This window comes from Mesorhizobium sp. INR15 (assembly GCF_015500075.1).
In the GTDB taxonomy this organism is placed as follows: Bacteria; Pseudomonadota; Alphaproteobacteria; order Rhizobiales; family Rhizobiaceae; genus Mesorhizobium.
On record NZ_CP045496.1, the window covers coordinates 4,738,420 to 4,755,573 of the forward strand.

Genomic DNA, 17,154 nt, shown 5'->3' on the forward strand with positions numbered 1-17,154 from the left:
TTTTTCAGAATATTTTTTCATTTCTAAAAAACAATGCCTGAGCATTGAAATTGCGTGCTTTTCTGTTTTCCAAGAATCTGGCGGCGAACAAATTGAAAAACTTTTTCATTGCGCCTTTGACGAAATGGAGGAGAATGAGTCCATGGACACAACCGAAAAACGTCAGCGTGGCCGTCCGCGCTCCTTCAATGGTCCCTCGGAGACATCCTCTGTGCAATCGCTGGACCGGGCGCTGCGTATCCTTGCCATTGTCGCCGAAGGCAGCGGCTTGTCGCTCAGCGAGATCGCCGCCAGTTCCGGCCTCGCCGCCTCCACCGCCTATCGCATGCTGACGACGCTCGAAAACCACGGCATGGTTGAGTTCGACAGTTCTGACCAGCTTTGGTCGATCGGCGTCGAGACCTATCGCATGGGTGCGGCGTTCCTGCGCCGCCGCAAGCTGGTCGATCGAGCCCGCGTCGTCATGCAGGAATTGATGGAGAAAACCGGCGAGACCGCCAATCTCGGTGTCGCCGAGGATGATTGCGTGGTTTTCGTCAGCCAGGTCGAGACGCACCAGGCCATCCGCGCCTTCTTCCAGCCGGGCACACGCAGCCCTTTCCATGCATCCGGCATCGGCAAGGCGGTGCTGGCCCATCTCGAGCCGGAGCGTGTCGGCGCCATCTTGCGCAAGGCCGGGCTGCAACGTTTTACCGACAAGACACTCTTTGAGATACCCGCCCTCGCCCATGATCTCGCGGCGATCAAGCAGCGCGGCTGGTCAGTGGACGATGAAGAGCGGCATCCTGGCATGCGGTGCGTGGCTGCTGCCATCTTCAACGAATTCGGCGAACCCATCGGTGGCGTTTCCGTATCCGGGCCGACGGTGCGGGTAACGCCGGAACGGCTGGCCGAGATCGGCCCCCTGGTGCGTGACGCCGCTGCCGATGTGACGAAAATGATCGGCGGGGTCGGCTCGCCATGATGCCGGTGGCGCGAATCTAACGATGCACGCAGGGCAAACCAGGTGAAAAACAGCTGAAAAAGGGGCGGTGGGGACGCCCCTCTTTCAGGTTGCTTGAAACGGTTCGCCTCCTCCTAGAGCCGGCAATAGTGGCGGTAGCCGTCGTGGCCGACATAGGTGTCGGAGTCGACATCGTAGCTCTGGTAGCGATCGTAGCAGCGGCGGACATGCCAGGAACCACCGCCCTCATACTGGTCGACATAGACCGTGCGCGGCTGCTGGGCGAGCATGCTGCCGAGGACGAAGCCACCGACGCCGGCGGCGATGCCGATACCAAGGTCGTGATTGTGGCTGTGGGCGGCCGAAGGCTGGACAGTGCCGACCAGCGCGGTGGCGGCAACGGTGGTGGCGATAAGGCCGGAAACGAGTGTGCGCGTGAACATGATGATGATCTCCTTGCTTCGTTGACCGAGGCGATCCATCCGCCTCTTGAAGATCAGTCGTTGCGGGCAAGAAAAAGGTTCGACATTTTTTCCGATTTTTTTCAGGGAGCTGGTTTTGACCCTCAAGGTCGCGGACCGATCCGCCTGCGCGGTCCCTCACACTGACGCACGCTCAGCCCCCCGCAACGCAAAAAGGGCGGCCGAAGCCGCCCTTTTGGGAGAATTGGGTCTCTCCATCAAAGGAAAATGATCACCTTGCCATGCTTGTGGTGATGATGATTGTGGTGCCACCACCAGTGATCTTTGTGGTGCCTGTGGTGGTGATGATGGTGGTGGTGCATGCCGTGAGCCGACGACGTGCCAGCGGTGCCGGCGAGTGCGCCGGTGACGACGAAAACGGCGATGAGGCCGGAAACGAGACTGCGCTTCATGATGATCTCCTGGATCCTTGATCGAGGCGACCCATTCGCCCCTGACCATCAGTCGGCGCGGCGCGGCAAAAGGTTCGAAGGCTCGAAGGATTTCCTCCAGTGGGAGCCCGCCACCTTCATCGCGGCTCGTTACTGGCTATCCACGACCAACTGTCCGACGGTCAACCCATGCCGGTGATGTGGCGGAGCCAGAAGGCTATTGCTATGAAACCGATGATGGTGGTGACGCCGGTCCAGTCGACGTTGGCGCTCTTCACGTCCTTGATGATTTTCACCAGGAGAAGCCACGCCACCAGGAGAATCGGAAGAATGATGACAAATCTGATCATGCGACACCCTCGCCCAATGCGATTGCACCCTCCAATCATATAGGGAGCACATTGGCCGTTTTCAGGATGCCCGCTGCCCGCACCCGCTGAGCCAAAAAAACAGACTTTTGTCTTTACTGGCGCGGCAAATATGGCTAACCGGTGCGCCAGTGCCCTTGTAGCTCAGCTGGTAGAGCAGCGGTTTTGTAAACCGAAGGTCGGCGGTTCGATTCCGTCCGGGGGCACCACCTTCCTTTCCCACAGCTTCTCATAGCATCCCACCACTCAACATAATCAACGAGTTAGCTTGTCTTAGCTGCTCATGCCGACCCGCCGCGTACCGTTGCAACGCATCGATTTTTGGGTAACGATCCGGATCGTTACCCATTACCCGGGAGGTCCGTTACCCATGTCGCTCTCCGATTTCGCATGCAAGAACAGCAAGCCCAAAGACAAACCGTATCGCCTCACTGACGGCGACGGGCTCTATCTCCTCGTCCAAAGAAGCGGCTCCAAACTTTGGCAATTGCGGTATCGCAGCCTGGAAAAGGAAAACATCCTCTCCTTTGGGAAATACCCATTGGTGTCGCTACTCGACGCGAGAGAGAAGCGCGACCAGGCCAAGAGGCTGCTTATCGCCGGTATTAACCCCTCCACAAAACGCAGGGAGGAGAAGATCACGGCTCTCACAGAAGCGCGCACAACCTTCGGCTTGATCTCCGAGGAATACGTCAAACGGATGGAGGAGCGAGGCGCCGCAGCGGCCACCGTCACCAAAACCAAGTGGCTCCTCGAAGACTTGGCCTGCCCGCTGGCCAAACGTCCAATCAAAGAGATCACCCCAGCGGAGATACTTCAACTTCTCCAGAAGATCGAAAGGAGCGGCCGACGGGAAACGGCGCGGCGTCTGCGCGGCGTGATCGGCAGTGTCTTCCGGTTGGCGATTGTCACCTGCGGGCCGAGGGCGACCCGACCCTGCCGCTTCGGGGCGCCCTCCAGCCGCCTAAAGCCAATGGTCGTGCCGCTATCACCGATGAAAAGAAATTCGGTCAGCTCCTCGTGGCGATAGATGAGTACGATGGCTGGCCGACCCTGAAAGCTGCTCTCCAGTTCCTCGCCCTTACCTGCGTCCGTCCCGGCGAGGTACGGGGGGCGACCCGCGCCGAATTCGACCAAGAAAAGGCTGTCTGGCACATACCAGCCGAGCGCATGAAGATGCGTGCCCCGCACGATGTGCCACTATCCAAGCAGGCGCTCCGGGTCCTGGGAGAAGTCTGGCCGCTTTCAGAGCGGGGCGGCCTAGTCTTTCCTTCGATCCGCTCGACCAAGCGTCCGCTTTCCGAGAACGCCATGAATGCCGCGCTACGGCGGATGGGCTACCGAAAAGACGAAGTAACCGCCCATGGCTTTCGGGTGACTGCCAGCACCATCCTCAACGCCCGCAACTACGATCCAGACGTCATTGAGGCGGTACTGGCGCACCAAGACAAGAACGCCATTCGGCGTACTTACAACCGCGCGACCTATTGGGAGCAACGCGTGACGCTGATGCACGGGTGGGGGGATTTGCTAGACGCGCTAAAAGCGCACCGTTAGTCTTGTACACACTCTACGGGAGTGCCGCTGTTTTTCGGTTTGGCGTGATCACCGCGGGTATAAGTAGTTAAGCTGTTCAGTTGGCAGCAACCTAGCGCTTCAGAATCGCGCCTGATCACCCCATCAAGCTGCCAAGCCCCATCCGCGCTCGCCGGGGCTGCGCAACCCTTGCCCGGGCGAACGCTGACCGTCGCGCATTATATAAGGGGGATCAGAATTGGACGCCGATCGAGGGTCAGTTTTGGAAGCCGTTTGACATGCCGTCGATTGGAATACGGCTGGGGAATTGATCAGTTTCGCGTTGGTGGAGGTGGCCGGCGCCATTAATGGAAGTTGCCTGAATCAGGCCGGCCAAGCGGTCCAGCATGTCCGCCGCAGAACTAAGCGAAACGAGTACAAAGAAATTGCGGCCAATTTATACGAATCCGTAATTTGCTGAACCGTTCCGGCTCGCCGTATCGTCGACGACGGCAGCGCAGACCCTGCTGTCCGATGGATTTACGCGATCCATCGCGGCCCCGCTGCCTACCCCCCCGAATACACCCGGCAGCGGGGCCTGAGCTTCGGCCCCTGGGCAAGGCCATAGTAGCCGTAAGGGCCAGCCATAGAAGGGCGCCATCCTTGACCGAAGCCATGTGGTCCGGAACCAGGTCCGGACCAAGTTCGGCGCGCTCGTTGACGACGGCCCACAGGGAGCTCTCTTCAATTCAAGTGAGGCCGTTTGGGTTGGGGAGGCCGCCGGCAAATATTTCAATCGGCCGGCAAAAGGGGCTCTAACGCAATTTTGCTAGTCACTACTGCTATGCAGCGCCAATGACCCGGGCCTGGAGAAGCGCCCTGCGGCAAATCCGCAGGGCGCCTCTCCAGGGCGCAAATCAATAGCAGTAATAGGCGTATTCGCAGTAGCCGTTCCAGTAGCAGTAGTACTGCCAGTAGCAGACGGCCTTGGAATTGGCCTTTGCCATGGTGCGGACGTCGGCGGCCACCTTGGTGATCAGCGCATCGCCCTGGGCAAGGCCCTCAGCCTTCTTGAGCACCGCTTCAACGTCGAAGTTGGCACCCTTGTCGCCTTGCTGGCCGTCGGCCAGAACGCGGCCGGGAACGCTCGCCACCATCTTGGCGGAGGTGACAAGAGCGAGTGGATCGCCCTTCGCTTCGCCATAGCTTTCGAGCGCCCGGGCGGTTTCCAGGATCTGGCGTCCTTCGGCTTGCTGGGCGGCCGAGATATCAGGCTTTTTGTCCTCTGCGAACGAAGCGCCTGATGTCAGGCTGGTTGCGGCCAGAAGGCCGGCAAGAAGCAGTTTCTTCATCATCGGTCAGTCCTCTGTTGTGTCCGTTTCACTACCGCCGGTTACCCATCAGTTTCGCCGGCGCCTCCTCAATCCAATCACGCCCCCCTTCGCGGCGAAACCAGCTTGCGGATCCTGCTAGCGCCGGTCTGGGCGGCGCCAATTCGTTCTGCCGTAGAGGCAGCGTCTATTTCGCCGTCACCGTGAACGGCCGGATATCGATGGACATGTCTTCCTCGATGCGCGGTGGTTTGCTCACCGAGCCTTGGGCCATGTCGTTCAGGCTGGTCGAGACCAGATTGCGCAGTTCGGCCATTTCTGGCGCGGTATCTTCGGTTCCGGGAACATCGCGAAGGCCCTCCTGCTCGAGATTGTCGAAGACAGTGTGTGCCTTGCCGAGGCCGGGCACCGCGACGAAGATCAGACGCTCGTCGCTGGCTAATGATGTATCAGGCTCGATCTGAGCGATGTCGGCGTTTTTCTCGTCGCCGGAAGCGAGCCGGTTGATGGTGCCGGCGGCTGGCCAAAGCGTCGTGATCGAAAAGTCCTGACCGACCAGCAGCACAGTGACATCGACCGGCTTGGGGCCCGTATTGCGCATCGTTATCGATATGATGTCGCAATTGCCGAGTTGCGGGGCGGCGCCGGCCTCGACCGGCGGTTCGTACCTTGAACGGTCATCGGAACATTGTTTGTCGGTCACCGCCTCTGGCTTCGCGCGGGCGATCAGCACACGCGCCTGAAGGCCGATCGCTTGTGCAGCCTCGCTGCCGGCAAGGCGTTGCAGCGCCAGCGCGCGCGCGATCCGGTTGATTGCCGCAGCCACGGTGGCGGTCGCGGCCTGCGGATTGCCGGGCAAGGACAGCCGTGGCGATGAACCTGGCCCGAGACGATCGATCTGGCCGCCGGTGGTTGAAAAAGCGAGTTTGCCGTCAACCAGGGCAACGGCGATATCGTAACCAGCCGACCGCATGGAAACGCGTTTTGACAACGTGTCGGATGCGACCGCCGAGCGAAGGGCGGCGATTGCGGCGGCGTAGTCTTGTCCATCCGCAGGATTTACCCGGATCGGCTCTGACAGCGTCACGGAGAGATCGACGCCCGGCTCAACGATTCGGGCGAAGCGGCCCTTCTTGAAGGCCGCGTCGTTGAGCGTCGCCGGGCATGAGCCGTTTTCCCCGGCCGGTTTGGCACAAGGCCAGGCGATTTGCGTGACGATGCTTTTCGTGGCTCCGGCATTCTCGACCAGCCCATAGGCAACCACCTGCGCCTCGGCCGCCGCTGCGTCCGCGTAAAGCGCGACAATAGTGCCGTCGTTGAGGCCGGCGAGTTGCCCGGCCTGAAGGTTCCCGGCGTAGATCGGCCATTGCCTGATCGGACGGGCCTTGCTCAACCGGAGCACCGGTTCATCGAGCAAATCACCCTCAAGATCCGGTGTCTGCGTAGCCATCAACGTATTGCGCTTGATGTCGGCCACCACGGCCTGATGCAGGGTGCGGTAGGTCAGGTCCGGTGTCAGGTTGAGCCGGCTCAGCATGGTGTAGGTGAAGACGCCGTAGCTCTCGCCGTCGGCCGCGCCAGGTGGGGTTTTCTCCAGCGCGGACTCGGTTGTCTGGGCAGCGTAAAAGAAGGCGGCTCGTCCGCGTCCCTTGGGCACTGCCTTGCGTTCGAGGAAAAGTGCTCGGGTCGCCGCCCCCTTGTCCTCGGGCACTCCGAGATCAACCGGATCGACGCCACGAGCCCGGGCGTCGTCGCCGGCAACATCGCGAAACCCGCTAGCGGAATGACACGCATCGATAATGCCGAAAAAGTCGGCGCCGTTGTCGAGGATGCGCTGGACGCGCCGCGCGAGTTCGTCATCGACGATGGCGCGGTCCACGCCTTCTCCATTCCAGCGGCCTATGTCGTAGGGCAGGAAAATCTGGTCGAGACCGCCCTCTTCGTCGCCGTTGGTGTCCGGCTGCTGCGACCCATGGCCGGAGAAATAGAAGATAACTAGATCGCCTTCGCGGGCGCTATCGGCCAGCTTGTCGAGGTCAGCAAGGATCGCCTGCCTGGTGCCAGGCCCAGGGGCCAATACGCCCTCGGTCAAATCCCTGACACCGTCGGCCAGAACGGTCACATCCGCGGCCGGCACACCGAGCCGGACCAGTGTGTTGGCGACTTCGCGGGCATCATTTTTAGGTCCGACGAGGTGAATGGCATCAGGAAGGTTAGGATAGCCGGATACGCCAACGACGAGCGCCCGGGTTTCGGCGTGCACAAGAGAGCAGCCGAGCAGAAAGGCTCCGGCAAATATGCAACACCACCCCAAGCGCACAGTCATGCCGCTCGCCCATCATTAGCACCAGCTTACATTCGCAAGCTGGTGCAGCCCATGTCCAGTCAAATCGGTAAATCGGGCGGCCTTATGTCGGTATAGGCGAAATCGGTGTATCTGTTTCCGGGGACGCGTTGCGAATATGCATTCAAGATTGACCACCGCGAGGGCTTGGCATATCGGGCTGATATCGCTGTGACTTCTGAGGGTTGACCGTGTCTGTTCGACAAAATCGGAGTGCAAACAATACAATAATGGTCTTTGCGATGAGGTTTCGTTTCAATGCGTATTCATACAGGCGTGGCCAATGCCGCACGAGGCGCCGGTGACCAGCACCGCCTTGCTGTCCAGATCGAACTCTGGTTTGAATTCTGTCATGCACCCCCCCCTGAAAACGCTTTGGCGAACACCGTCCCGTCGCGGCTTGAAAGCCAGCCGGCATCGGAAACAGCGCGCGGCATGAACCGCTCCCCATGACTTTCCAGGCGCCGGCCATCATGATGCCATCTCGTTGAGTATTTGTGCTTTGCGAGTTCCGGGGTGGCGATGCGGCTTGTGCGGTTGACAATCAAGAGTACGCGCATGGGCGTGGCCGTTGCTGCGGCACTCGTGCTGTGCCTGTGCGCGCTGGTTCCGGCTCAGGCTGAAGAGCCGAAGGCGCTGAAAGGCGTCGCGCTCGTCATCGGCGAACAGAATTACCTGCACCTCGGTAAGCTAACCAATCCCGGCAATGATGCGCGAGAAATCCAGAAGCTTTTGACCGATTTGGGTTTCGAGGCGAGGCTGGTCGCCGACCGCGACGCCAAAAAATTGATGCGCGAGCTTCAGCGCTTCACCGAAGATGCCGAAGGCGCCGATGTGGCGCTGCTCTATTACTCCGGACATGGCATCGAAGCTGGCGGCGAGAACTTCCTGGTTCCGGTGGACGCCTCTGTCGATGCGCTCGACGATGCGGAGGAAAAGCTGGTCCCGCTGTCGGGCATCGTCGATAAACTGAAAGCGACGGTGCCGGTGGCTATCGTGCTGCTCGACGCTTGTCGCTCGAATCCCTTCCCCACCGGGGCGTCCGTGCGACTGGAATCTGGCGGTTTACCGGTGGCGATGAACACAAGAGGGCTCGGCATGCCGCGCGGCGCGATGGCGCTGAGTTCCGCTTCGGCGACGGTCAAGAGCCTCGGCACGGTGCTGGGTTTTGCGGCCGAACCCGGCAAGGCGGCGCTGGATGGGCCGACGGGCGGCAACAGCCCCTATGCTGCGGCCCTGCTCAAACATCTGTCCGCCATGCAAGGCGACGAGTTCGGCACCGTGCTGCGGCTGGTTGCCGAAGAGGTCTACCTCAAGACCGGCGGCAAGCAGCAGCCCTGGGTCAACGAGAGCCTCAGGAGCATGCTCTATTTTGGCATGCCCGTCGAAGGGCCGAAAGGCGTCGACGGTGAAATCCTGACGGAGCGGCGAAAACTGCTGCTTACCATCTCCACGCTGCCGAGCGGCGAACGCCAGCAAGTCGAGACGGCGGCGGCCGACAGTGGCGTACCGATGGACGCGCTCTACGGCATGCTGCGGGCGCTGGGCAGCGATGTTCCCGACGATCCGGCCAAGCTCGGCCAGTTGTTGCAAACGCAAGCCGAGAAAGTGAAGGCGCTGATGGCTGAGCGCCAGGCGCTGAAAACCACCGATCCTGAGATCGTTCGCCTCTCGGGCCTGGCCGACAAGGCGGTCTCGGAGGGCGCCCTGGAGACCGCGATCAAATTACACGAGGAAGCCAAGGCGCGCGTGGCTTCGCTCGAGGGCGATGTCGGTAACGCCGAAGCCGATGTGAAGGCGCGCCGCATCGAATTCGCCGAAGTCTATGGCAAGAGTGCCGCCGCCTATCAGCTTTCCTTCGACTATCTGACGGCGGCCGCCGACTACGAGAAGGCGTTCCAGCAGGTCGAACGCTGGGATGACGGGCTTGCCTTCTCCTACCTCAACAGCGAGGCGCTGTCGCTTTATCGCCATGGCTACTTCAAGGGTGACAATGCGGCGCTGCAGCGCGCCATCGATACCTACCATCGGGCATTGCGCTTCGCCTCTAGGGATGATGATGGCGAAGACTGGGCGCTGGCGCAAAACAATCTCGGCGTCGCCTTGCTCGAACTCGGCGAACGCGAGCGTGGCACGGGCCGCATCGAAGAGGCATTGGCCGCGCAGCGCGCAGCGCTCGAATTCTATTCGCGCGAAAAATATCCCGATGATTGGGCGCTGACCCAGATGGACATCGGCAACATCTTGTCCACGTTGGGTGTCCGCGACGGCGACTCAGACAAGCTGGTGGCGGCAATCGCGGCTTACACGCTCTCCTTACAGGAACGCACGCGGAACCGCGATCCGATCCATTGGGCTCGCACCCAGCAGAATATCGGTACAACATTTTCCCTCCTCGGAAACCGCAAAAACGATGCCGGGCTGTTGCGGCAATCGATCGGCGCCTATCGCAGTGCGCTGGAGGAGTTCACACGCGATCGCGAACCGCTGGAATGGGCGAACACCCAGACCAATCTTGGCGCTGCCCTACGCCTGCTCGGCGATCTGGAAAACAACGACAGGTATCTTGAGCAGGCGGCGGAAGCCTATCGCGGCGCGCTTGAGGAGCGCAGCCGGGAGAAAGTTCCGCTCGATTGGGCAACGACACAGAACAATCTCGGCAATACGCTGTCGGCGCTGGCCAAGCGCCGCAAGGATCGCGAGCTTTACCAACAGTCCTTCGTTGCCTACCGTGCGGCACTCGAGGAGCGCACACGCGAACGCGTGCCGCTCGACTGGGCCCAGACCGAGTACAATTTGGGCTTTGCATTGCAAGACTATGCCGACCTCGATGACGATGTCGCCGTGCTTCACCAATCGTTGGATGCATATTCCGCCGCTATGCAGGAATGGACCGAGGTACAGACCCCAAAGGATTGGGCTTCGACGCTCTTCAACATGGCCCTCGTCGACCGCAAACTGGCCGAAAGATCGGCCGACACCGCCTTGTTTCAGCGCTCCGCCGACGCGATGCGACAGACGCTGCGCTACTACAGCAGAGACAGGGTGCCGAGGGACTGGGCCAGCGCGCAGATCAATCTCGCCTATGTCTCGCTGATGGCCGGCCAGGCCAGATCCGACAATGCAATGCTTGAGCAAGCGCTTTCAGCCTACACGGCGGCAACGGAAGTCTACACTCCAGCTGACGATCCGGTTGATTGGTCAACCGCCAAGTTCAATTCCGGCATCATCCTGGAGAAGCTCGGGTCCGATTCCAACGCGACCAACCGCCTCATCCAGGGCGTCGTGTCCTACCGCCTCGCGCTCATCGTCTATGGCAAGGACAAGACCTCCGCCGACTGGGCCGCCACCAACAAGAATATCGGGCTGTTGCTCCAGACGATCGCCGACCGCGAGCGGAAGCCGGATCGCTGGGCCGAGGCGGCCAGCGCCTTTCGCGCTGCACTTTCAGGCTATCGCCGGGATAACGCGCCGGCGGACTGGGCCTCGATGCAGTTCAATATCGGCTATTGTCTGCAGCAGCTTGGCGACGCCACGTCCGATACATCTAGGGTCAGGACTCATTGATCCAGAAGATGAAGACAGCAGCGAAGGCGATTGCCGACAGGAAGGTATGAGCACATCGGTCGTATCTGGTGTGGATGCGCCGCCAGTCCTTGAGGCGTGCGAACAGGTTTTCGATCCTGTGGCGCTGGCGGTAGAGGACCGGATCGTAGGCGTGCTGGATGCGGTGGCTGGCATGCGGTGGAATGCAAGGCGTAATGCCGCGCTCGACGAGCGCCTGTCGGAAGGCGGCGGAACTGTAAGCTCGGTCGGCCAGCAGGGAGTTGGCTTGAGGCAAGGTTTCGATCACTGCGGCAGCGGTCTTGTGATCATTGGCCTGCCCTTCACTCAAATGCAGCAGCAATGGGCGTCCCTTGCCGTCGCAGACCACTTGCAACTTGGTAGTCAGTCCGCCTCGGCTGCGTCCGATACATCGGGGTAGAGCCCCTTTTTGAGCAGACTGGCGGCGGTGCGGTGCGCCTTCAGATGGGTGGCATCGATCATCAGATTGTCCGTCTTGCCGCCCCGCGCCGCCAGTTCGGCCAGGATGCGGTTGAACACACCCAGCCGGCTCCAGCGGATGAAGCGGTTGTAGATGGTCTTGTGCGGACCGTAACCGGCAGGAGCATCCCGCCAGCGAAGGCCATTGCGGATCACGAACAGGATGCCGCTCAGCACCCGGCGATCATCCACTCGCGGCACACCATGCGACAGAGGAAAATAGGGTTCGATCCGCCGCATCTGCTCCGGCGTCAACATCAGCAAATCACTCAAGCCAGCACCTCCTGCCACCTTGAATCATCGAATACTCTTCAATTCAACAAATTAATGGGTCCTGACCCTAGCTACAAGAAGGCCGTCGAGGCTTTCAACGCCTCGCTTGCTTTTGACCGTGCCGGCGATCCCAATGCCAACCTGTCGTCCTCGGAATTCAATCGCGGACTGCTTCTGCAAAAGCTTGCCGATGCCCAGGGTACGCCGCAACTGTGGGCAGATGCGGCCGACGCCTTTCGCCGCGCCCTTGCAGCCTATTCGCGGGATAAAGAGCCGCAGCAATGGGCGAGTACTCAATACAATCTCGGCGTAGCTCTGCACTCGCTCGGCGCGCATGACAAGAACCGCGCCGTCCTCGAACAGGCCGTGGCCGCCTACCGTTCGGCGGCGGAGCTGCAGGCCGCAGCGAAGCCCGCCGACGATTGGGCGCAGACGCAGCGCATGCTGGGCAATGCGCTGCTGAGCATCGGCGAGAATGATCCCGAGGCTATCTCCGTGTTGGCTGAAGCGATCACCGCATATCGCGCCGCATTGCACGTCTATACCAACACCGCCTTCCCGGACGATTTCGCCATAGCGCAAAACGGCGTCGGTTATGGCCTGACGATCATGGGGGAGCGACAACACAAGCTTGAACCGTTCACCGAGGCGGTCACTGCCTTGCGCCAGGCTGTCGCCGCCCAGCGAAATCTGCCATCGCAAACCAGTCTGCCCTACATCAATGATAGCCTGTGTCGCGCGCTTTCCGGCGTAGGCACCTATGGCCACGACAGGGCGGCCTTCAACGAAGCCGAAACGGTTTGCCAGACCGCGCTCGATGCCTTCATGGCGACAGGCAACGCGGAAAACGCGCAGGAAACGACACAGAACCTCGACAACGTTCGCAAGGGCAGGAATGCATTGCGGTGATGGTCCACATGCTTCACCTAAACTCTTTGTCCGAGCGCTTTCGCTGGCTCCTTGCATCGATGGTTATCATTGCGCAGATGGCTCTGTCGGTGCCTTTCAAACCTAGGCGCCTAAGTAACTGAAAGGCGTCGCGCTCATAATCGGCTAGTCCAAACACCAGCATGTCGGCAAACTGCCCAATCCCGAGAACGATGCCCGCGGCATCGCGGCAGTGTTCGACTGGCTCGGTTTTGAGACGATTGTCGCGACGCATCGGTAAAAGCCACCTCTCGAACTCGACAGGTTTCCGCCTTGAAGGCGAGCCGCAGCGGTTCACGGCAGACTGTGCCCGATCAAGCACACCGGGGTAGTACAAATTGGTAATAAGTTTACCTGTCATTGCCGTCGGCCACACAGGTCGTGATCCTCGGATATGCCACCACGACAGTGAGCAAAACCGCCAGCAGGAAGCGGAGCGGTGGCTCGCGACCCGGCAGATGCGAAGGCGCGCCTGTCGCCGCGCAATCACACGCGGAGCGGCGACCCCCAACATCGTGCAGTTGGCGAGCTCGATGAGGAATGTAGTCATCAGCGCAGCGACCGAGCATCAAAAGCGGGCAGGCATTCGGGTCAGCAATCGACAAGGCACGCTTCCGCAGAACGCCACAAGGCTCGCACAAGCGTTGAGAGCCAGAGTGAGACCGCACATGGTGCACTAGGTGTGAGCTCTCAGGGGGTTGTCCATTCGGACCTGACCGAGGAGACTGGAGTTACCAAGCTTCAGCACTCATCGGAGGGTCCGAATGAACATCCACAAGAATGCCCGTCTCACGCCGCTGCGTCGAGAGGAAATGGCGCTGTCGGTGATAGAAGGTCGTCTTTCCCAAGCCCATGCGGCGCGGACGTATGGTGTGTCGGCGAAGATCGCGGCGCGCTGGGTCGAGCGCTACAAGGCCGAGGGCCGGGCCGGCATGGTCGACCGCTCGTCGCGGCCTCATGTCATGCCGGGGATGACCGGACAGGCGGTGGCCGAGCGCATCATGGCATTGCGCCGCCGGCGGCTGACCGGCAAGCACATCGCCATGGAGGTTGGCGTCTCACCCGCCACCGTCAGCCGGGTGCTGAAGCGTGCCGGGCTGTCGCGGCTGAAGGACATTGAGCCGGCCGAACCGATCCGGCGCTACGAGCGCGAGCACCCCGGCGAGATGATCCACATCGACATCAAGAAGCTGGGCCGCTTCAGCCAGGTCGGGCACCGCATCACCGGCGATCCACAGAAGGGCAAGTCGCGCGGCGCCGGATGGGAATTCGTCCATGTCTGCATCGACGACGCCTCTCGCATCGCCTTCTCGCAGATCCTGCCCGACGAGAAGAAGGAAAGCGCCGTCGCCTTCCTCAAGGCGGCGTTGGCCTATTATGCAAGCCTCGGCGTCACCATTGCGCGCGTCATGACCGACAACGGCTCCTGCTATAGGTCGAAAGCCTTCGCCAAAGCCTGTCGCGATCTCGACCTTAAGCATGTCAGGACAAGGCCCTACACGCCCAAGACCAACGGCAAGGCCGAGCGCTTCATCCAGACCGCGCTAAGGGAATGGGCCTATGCCATCGCCTATCCGACCTCGCACCACCGCGCAGCCGAACTGCCGGTATGGCTCCACAGGTACAATTGGCATCGCCCGCACGGCAGCCTAAAGTCCAAAACACCGATCAGTCGCCTCGACAGAACCGAGGACAACCTATTGAGGCTCCACACCTAGGCGGCGTGGAGGCTGAACCGGCCGCAACCACCGCCTCACTGAAGGCTTGATGGCTTTGAAAAGCGCGGCAGATCCGAACCTCATCGTGGGCAAAGCGCCCATCGTGCGGGCCGGCGGGTCGATCGCGCACAGCTGCAGGCTTGCGCGCCATCTCGCTGAATGCCTGGGGAAATATCCGGCATTTCAACTGAAAGCGCCTGTTGCGCTGAACATCGTCTGTTTCGGCATACGCGGAGCGAGTGCTGAATTTGTCCGAAACCTGGTGTTGGATCTTCAGGAATCCGGTTCGGCCGCGCCTTCCTGGACAACCCTCCGGTCAAGTAACGTTTACGGCTGTGTCCCGTGACGCCTCTCGACTGACAAAGCTCAAGCTCGTGCCTAGCTACGGCTACCAGCCCCTGGCAACCTCGGATCATGATCTGGTGGCGGGGATTGAGCCGGACAGCCTGGTATTGACGCCGAGGCTGAACGACGGCCTTGACGCCTGGCGCGACAATTATGGTGAAATCGTACCAGAAGAACTGAACCTGTCGGCGGATTTCTGCCGGGCTCTCAATGACTGGAACTGGGACTATCAAACCTTTTTCAACGAAATCGATCCGACCGAGCCCCACTGCACCCCAGAGCACGAAGCCGCACATGAGGTCGAGGGCCTCGATTTGGCAGTGCGTCTGCAACACGAACGACCCGATTTGATGATCTTTGTGAAAGACGCCGGTGGCGATCTAAACGCAGTGAGATTTCTAAACAGAGACTGATCGACAGCGTTTCATGATTCATTTGGAGGAAAGACCATGACCAGACCATTCCGCGCTTCACCACTCGTTTTCGGCGGAGCCCTGTTTCACCTTGGATCGGAGCCTGTGAAAGCAGCTGCTTAAGCACCGTGCGCTTACGATGTGACCATCAGCTTTAGCCCAGAGGCCGTTGAAAAAATGAAGAGCCTCCATCGGGGGGTCTCGGTTGACGGAAGGCGTTCTCGACAGCGTCGGTGAGAAACACAAAGCGATTGTCAGTCTCGTCGTACATCCGGCCGATGTCCAGGATCGCAATGCTGGATCGTCCAGACTCGCATTTATTTATGATTTATTTTGACCGCTCCATTTCACCTTTCGCTTTACCCAGAATATCCATATCCCGAAGCCAATGACACCCAACCCCAGGGCGACACCGCTGATATCGTTGCGCGCATCACCATAGCGCCAAAGCTGGACGAGCAAGAGCGCGCCGATGCCAATCATCGTAAGGGGCAATGCGGGTGGGAATGCCGCGACGCGCGAATGGATGCTTTTCAAGTAGCCGCGTGGCGGCGTAACCGATGTACGGCCCCCAATCTCATCAAGAACCAACCGTGTCGACCGCCGCCAGGTCAATAGTACCCAAGGGAACGGCATCAGAAACACGATGGCTTGCTGCCACCTTGCGAACGAATGAGAGTATTCCACTTCTGCTATTAACAATCCTACGGCAGCCAGTATGATCCAGCACAACATCACCCGATTGCCCCTGCGCAAAATCGTGACGAAGTTCGTCACGTAACGATCGCGCTCCTGGGCGCTGAGTGGCAACCCGCCCAAGCTACTATCCCCGTAATAGACATACCCGTCCTGATACGTCTCAAAACGCGCTTCGAATTGCGCAATCCGATTGTCCGAAAGGGGGATATGGATCATTTTTGCTCCAATGTTCGCAGCGTTTTGGCGGTACCGTCCCACACCATCGGCGTCCTCGTGCACACTTTGACATCTTGCTCGACGCTATATCGTTCGCATGCGTCGGTCTTGTTTACGCGCGAAACGGATGCCGGCTTGGTGCCAAATGATAGCTCGAAGAATGATTGCTCAAGTTTGCGCCCGTCGCTGCAATGACTCGGGTAGAGGCATCGCCCGCAGTGGTAAAAAGCGTTTGAACAAGAGTATACGCATTCGCATTCGAGCAGTCTGGCAGTGTGATCACCCAATCGCGCACGCCGTCTCCATCGAAATCGAGAACCGAAACGGACAGATCGTCGCTTGTCACGAAGCTCTGACCAGCTGCCACGCATTGCTCCCTTGGCCTCTGGATTAGTGCAAGAATTGGGGCGGGAACCTGCGCCTGTGTTGTTCAGATCGGTTCAATGAGCCGCACAGTCGTATTCCCATCGAGCGTTGGCTCCTCGATCATTCGTCCGGCCGTGGCATCCCAGGCGAAGCTGGCGGGACATGCTTCAGCACCGAAGGTGCCACAATTGCTGCCATGAAAATCGAAGTCAAAGATGATCTTACCCGCTCTGCGGGAGATGCTCTGCTCGCGCACCATTCATTCCACACCCGCACCGGATGACCGTTTTTGGTTCCGCGCCAAAGTTCCAGGTCACAGCCGCCGGTTCCACACCAGGAAGTATGGATCACCTGTCGTGAACCACCATGTAGTCGGGAATATCATCACCATCCAAATCGGTAACGGTGATCGCTTGCTGTCCCGGGCAACGTTGTTAGGAAAGCTGACGTTCGCGCCTGCCCGGTTGCGCTGGAGCGCTGCGAGGGTTGCGCTGAGATGCCGGAGCAGTTCGCCGGGGTCGGCTTTCGAAAAACATCACCCCACGCTTGGCCCATGCCTCGCGTTTTGCGGCGTCTTTCGTCTCCGTGATTGCGACCAGCGCACCGGCCAGTTCGTCGGTGCCGAGTTGATCGGCGCCGGTGGCGATCACCAGATCACCGAGTTGTTGCTCTTTTCGCGTCTTGAGTTCTCGCGCCTTGTCCTCCAGCGCCTTCAATCCCGTATCTAAGTCCCTTGGTTTGCGCATGGCTGTCTCCATTAATTGTCGATGTGGCGATGATAGGCGAGCGTCCGCCGGAA

18 protein-coding genes, 1 tRNA gene and 1 pseudogene are annotated in these 17,154 nt (G+C 60.1%); 9 read left to right on the forward strand and 11 right to left on the reverse strand.

All coding sequences use genetic code 11. The features are described from left to right. Positions 1-142 precede the first annotated feature (142 nt). Positions 143-964, forward strand: a complete 822-nt coding sequence (gene bhcR / locus GA829_RS23070) for an HTH-type transcriptional regulator BhcR (protein WP_195174915.1) — start codon at positions 143-145, stop codon at positions 962-964. A gap of 113 nt (positions 965-1,077) precedes the next feature. On the opposite strand, the gene GA829_RS23075 is transcribed toward bhcR, so the two are convergent. From GA829_RS23075 to GA829_RS23085, 3 genes are all read right to left on the reverse strand, one after another. Beyond that, positions 1,078-1,386: a BA14K family protein gene (locus tag GA829_RS23075; protein WP_195174916.1), complete on the reverse strand. Its 309-nt coding sequence runs from the start codon at positions 1,384-1,386 to the stop codon at positions 1,078-1,080. A gap of 236 nt (positions 1,387-1,622) precedes the next feature. Next, complete coding sequence (locus GA829_RS23080) at positions 1,623-1,817, reverse strand: hypothetical protein (protein ID WP_258051858.1); 195 nt, start codon at positions 1,815-1,817, stop codon at positions 1,623-1,625. Between the two features lie 161 nt (positions 1,818-1,978). Continuing rightward, positions 1,979-2,146 carry a hypothetical protein gene (locus tag GA829_RS23085; protein WP_195174917.1) on the reverse strand — a complete coding sequence of 56 codons (168 nt, stop codon included), beginning with the start codon at positions 2,144-2,146 and terminating at the stop codon, positions 1,979-1,981. Positions 2,147-2,297: 151 nt separating this feature from the next. Between GA829_RS23085 and GA829_RS23090 the strand changes: the two genes are divergently transcribed. From GA829_RS23090 to GA829_RS37355, 3 genes are all read left to right on the forward strand, one after another. Continuing rightward, positions 2,298-2,373: transfer RNA gene (locus tag GA829_RS23090), tRNA-Thr, on the forward strand. 161 nt (positions 2,374-2,534) lie between these two features. Next, the gene (locus GA829_RS37350) at positions 2,535-3,194 is read left to right on the forward strand and encodes a tyrosine-type recombinase/integrase (RefSeq protein ID WP_308462075.1); all 660 of its coding nucleotides are present in this window, start codon (positions 2,535-2,537) and stop codon (positions 3,192-3,194) included. Next, positions 3,185-3,721, forward strand: a complete 537-nt coding sequence (locus GA829_RS37355) for a tyrosine-type recombinase/integrase (RefSeq protein WP_308462076.1) — start codon at positions 3,185-3,187, stop codon at positions 3,719-3,721. The genes GA829_RS37350 and GA829_RS37355 overlap by 10 nt, the downstream gene beginning before the upstream one ends. Positions 3,722-4,270: 549 nt before the next feature. On the opposite strand, the pseudogene GA829_RS36850 reads toward GA829_RS37355, so the two are convergent. From GA829_RS36850 to GA829_RS23105, 3 genes and pseudogenes are all read right to left on the reverse strand, one after another. Next, positions 4,271-4,470: pseudogene (locus GA829_RS36850) on the reverse strand (PQQ-dependent sugar dehydrogenase); the annotation flags it as partial. Positions 4,471-4,596: 126 nt separating this feature from the next. Next, positions 4,597-5,034 (reverse strand): hypothetical protein, encoded by a 438-nt coding sequence (locus GA829_RS23100; protein WP_195174918.1) that lies wholly within the window; start codon positions 5,032-5,034, stop codon positions 4,597-4,599. 163 nt (positions 5,035-5,197) lie between these two features. After that, positions 5,198-7,273 carry a caspase family protein gene (locus GA829_RS23105; protein WP_195174919.1) on the reverse strand — a complete coding sequence of 692 codons (2,076 nt, stop codon included), beginning with the start codon at positions 7,271-7,273 and terminating at the stop codon, positions 5,198-5,200. 639 nt (positions 7,274-7,912) lie between these two features. On the opposite strand from GA829_RS23105, the gene GA829_RS23110 reads away from it, so the two are divergent. Then, the gene (locus tag GA829_RS23110) at positions 7,913-10,921 is read left to right on the forward strand and encodes a caspase family protein (protein WP_195174920.1); all 3,009 of its coding nucleotides are present in this window, start codon (positions 7,913-7,915) and stop codon (positions 10,919-10,921) included. On the opposite strand, the gene GA829_RS23115 is transcribed toward GA829_RS23110, so the two are convergent. Beyond that, a protein-coding gene (locus GA829_RS23115; protein ID WP_195174921.1) for an IS5 family transposase occupies positions 10,908-11,671 on the reverse strand; the annotation gives its coding sequence in 2 pieces (ribosomal slippage) (positions 10,908-11,338 and positions 11,338-11,671; 765 coding nt in all). The two genes, GA829_RS23110 and GA829_RS23115, sit on opposite strands and share 14 nt — an antisense overlap. Positions 11,672-11,725: 54 nt before the next feature. On the opposite strand from GA829_RS23115, the gene GA829_RS23120 reads away from it, so the two are divergent. Beyond that, entirely contained in the window at positions 11,726-12,580 is an 855-nt protein-coding gene (locus tag GA829_RS23120; protein WP_195174922.1) for a tetratricopeptide repeat protein, read from the forward strand. A 13-nt stretch (positions 12,581-12,593) separates the two neighbouring features. Here GA829_RS23120 and GA829_RS23125 read toward each other — a convergent pair whose 3' ends face one another. Beyond that, positions 12,594-12,959 (reverse strand): hypothetical protein, encoded by a 366-nt coding sequence (locus GA829_RS23125; RefSeq protein ID WP_195174923.1) that lies wholly within the window; start codon positions 12,957-12,959, stop codon positions 12,594-12,596. A gap of 403 nt (positions 12,960-13,362) precedes the next feature. Here GA829_RS23125 and GA829_RS23130 point away from each other — a divergent pair, with 403 nt between their 5' ends. The 3 genes from GA829_RS23130 to GA829_RS23140 are packed head-to-tail and all read left to right on the forward strand — an operon-like array spanning position 13,363 to position 15,074. Next, entirely contained in the window at positions 13,363-14,316 is a 954-nt protein-coding gene (locus GA829_RS23130; protein WP_195174358.1) for an IS481 family transposase, read from the forward strand. 49 nt (positions 14,317-14,365) lie between these two features. Then, positions 14,366-14,662 carry a hypothetical protein gene (locus tag GA829_RS23135; protein ID WP_195174924.1) on the forward strand — a complete coding sequence of 99 codons (297 nt, stop codon included), beginning with the start codon at positions 14,366-14,368 and terminating at the stop codon, positions 14,660-14,662. Further along, positions 14,652-15,074, forward strand: coding sequence for a hypothetical protein (locus GA829_RS23140; protein WP_195174925.1), 423 nt, complete (start codon positions 14,652-14,654; stop codon positions 15,072-15,074). Before GA829_RS23135 ends, GA829_RS23140 begins: the two co-directional genes overlap by 11 nt. A 321-nt stretch (positions 15,075-15,395) precedes the next feature. On the opposite strand, the gene GA829_RS23145 is transcribed toward GA829_RS23140, so the two are convergent. From GA829_RS23145 to GA829_RS23155, 3 genes are all read right to left on the reverse strand, one after another. Next, positions 15,396-15,989: a hypothetical protein gene (locus GA829_RS23145; RefSeq protein WP_195174926.1), complete on the reverse strand. Its 594-nt coding sequence runs from the start codon at positions 15,987-15,989 to the stop codon at positions 15,396-15,398. A gap of 430 nt (positions 15,990-16,419) precedes the next feature. Next, entirely contained in the window at positions 16,420-16,614 is a 195-nt protein-coding gene (locus GA829_RS23150) for a hypothetical protein (RefSeq protein WP_195174927.1), read from the reverse strand. A gap of 175 nt (positions 16,615-16,789) precedes the next feature. Further along, on the reverse strand, positions 16,790-17,101 hold the full coding sequence (locus GA829_RS23155; RefSeq protein ID WP_195179781.1) for a conjugal transfer protein TraD: 312 nt from the start codon (positions 17,099-17,101) through the stop codon (positions 16,790-16,792). Positions 17,102-17,154: the final 53 nt, after the last annotated feature.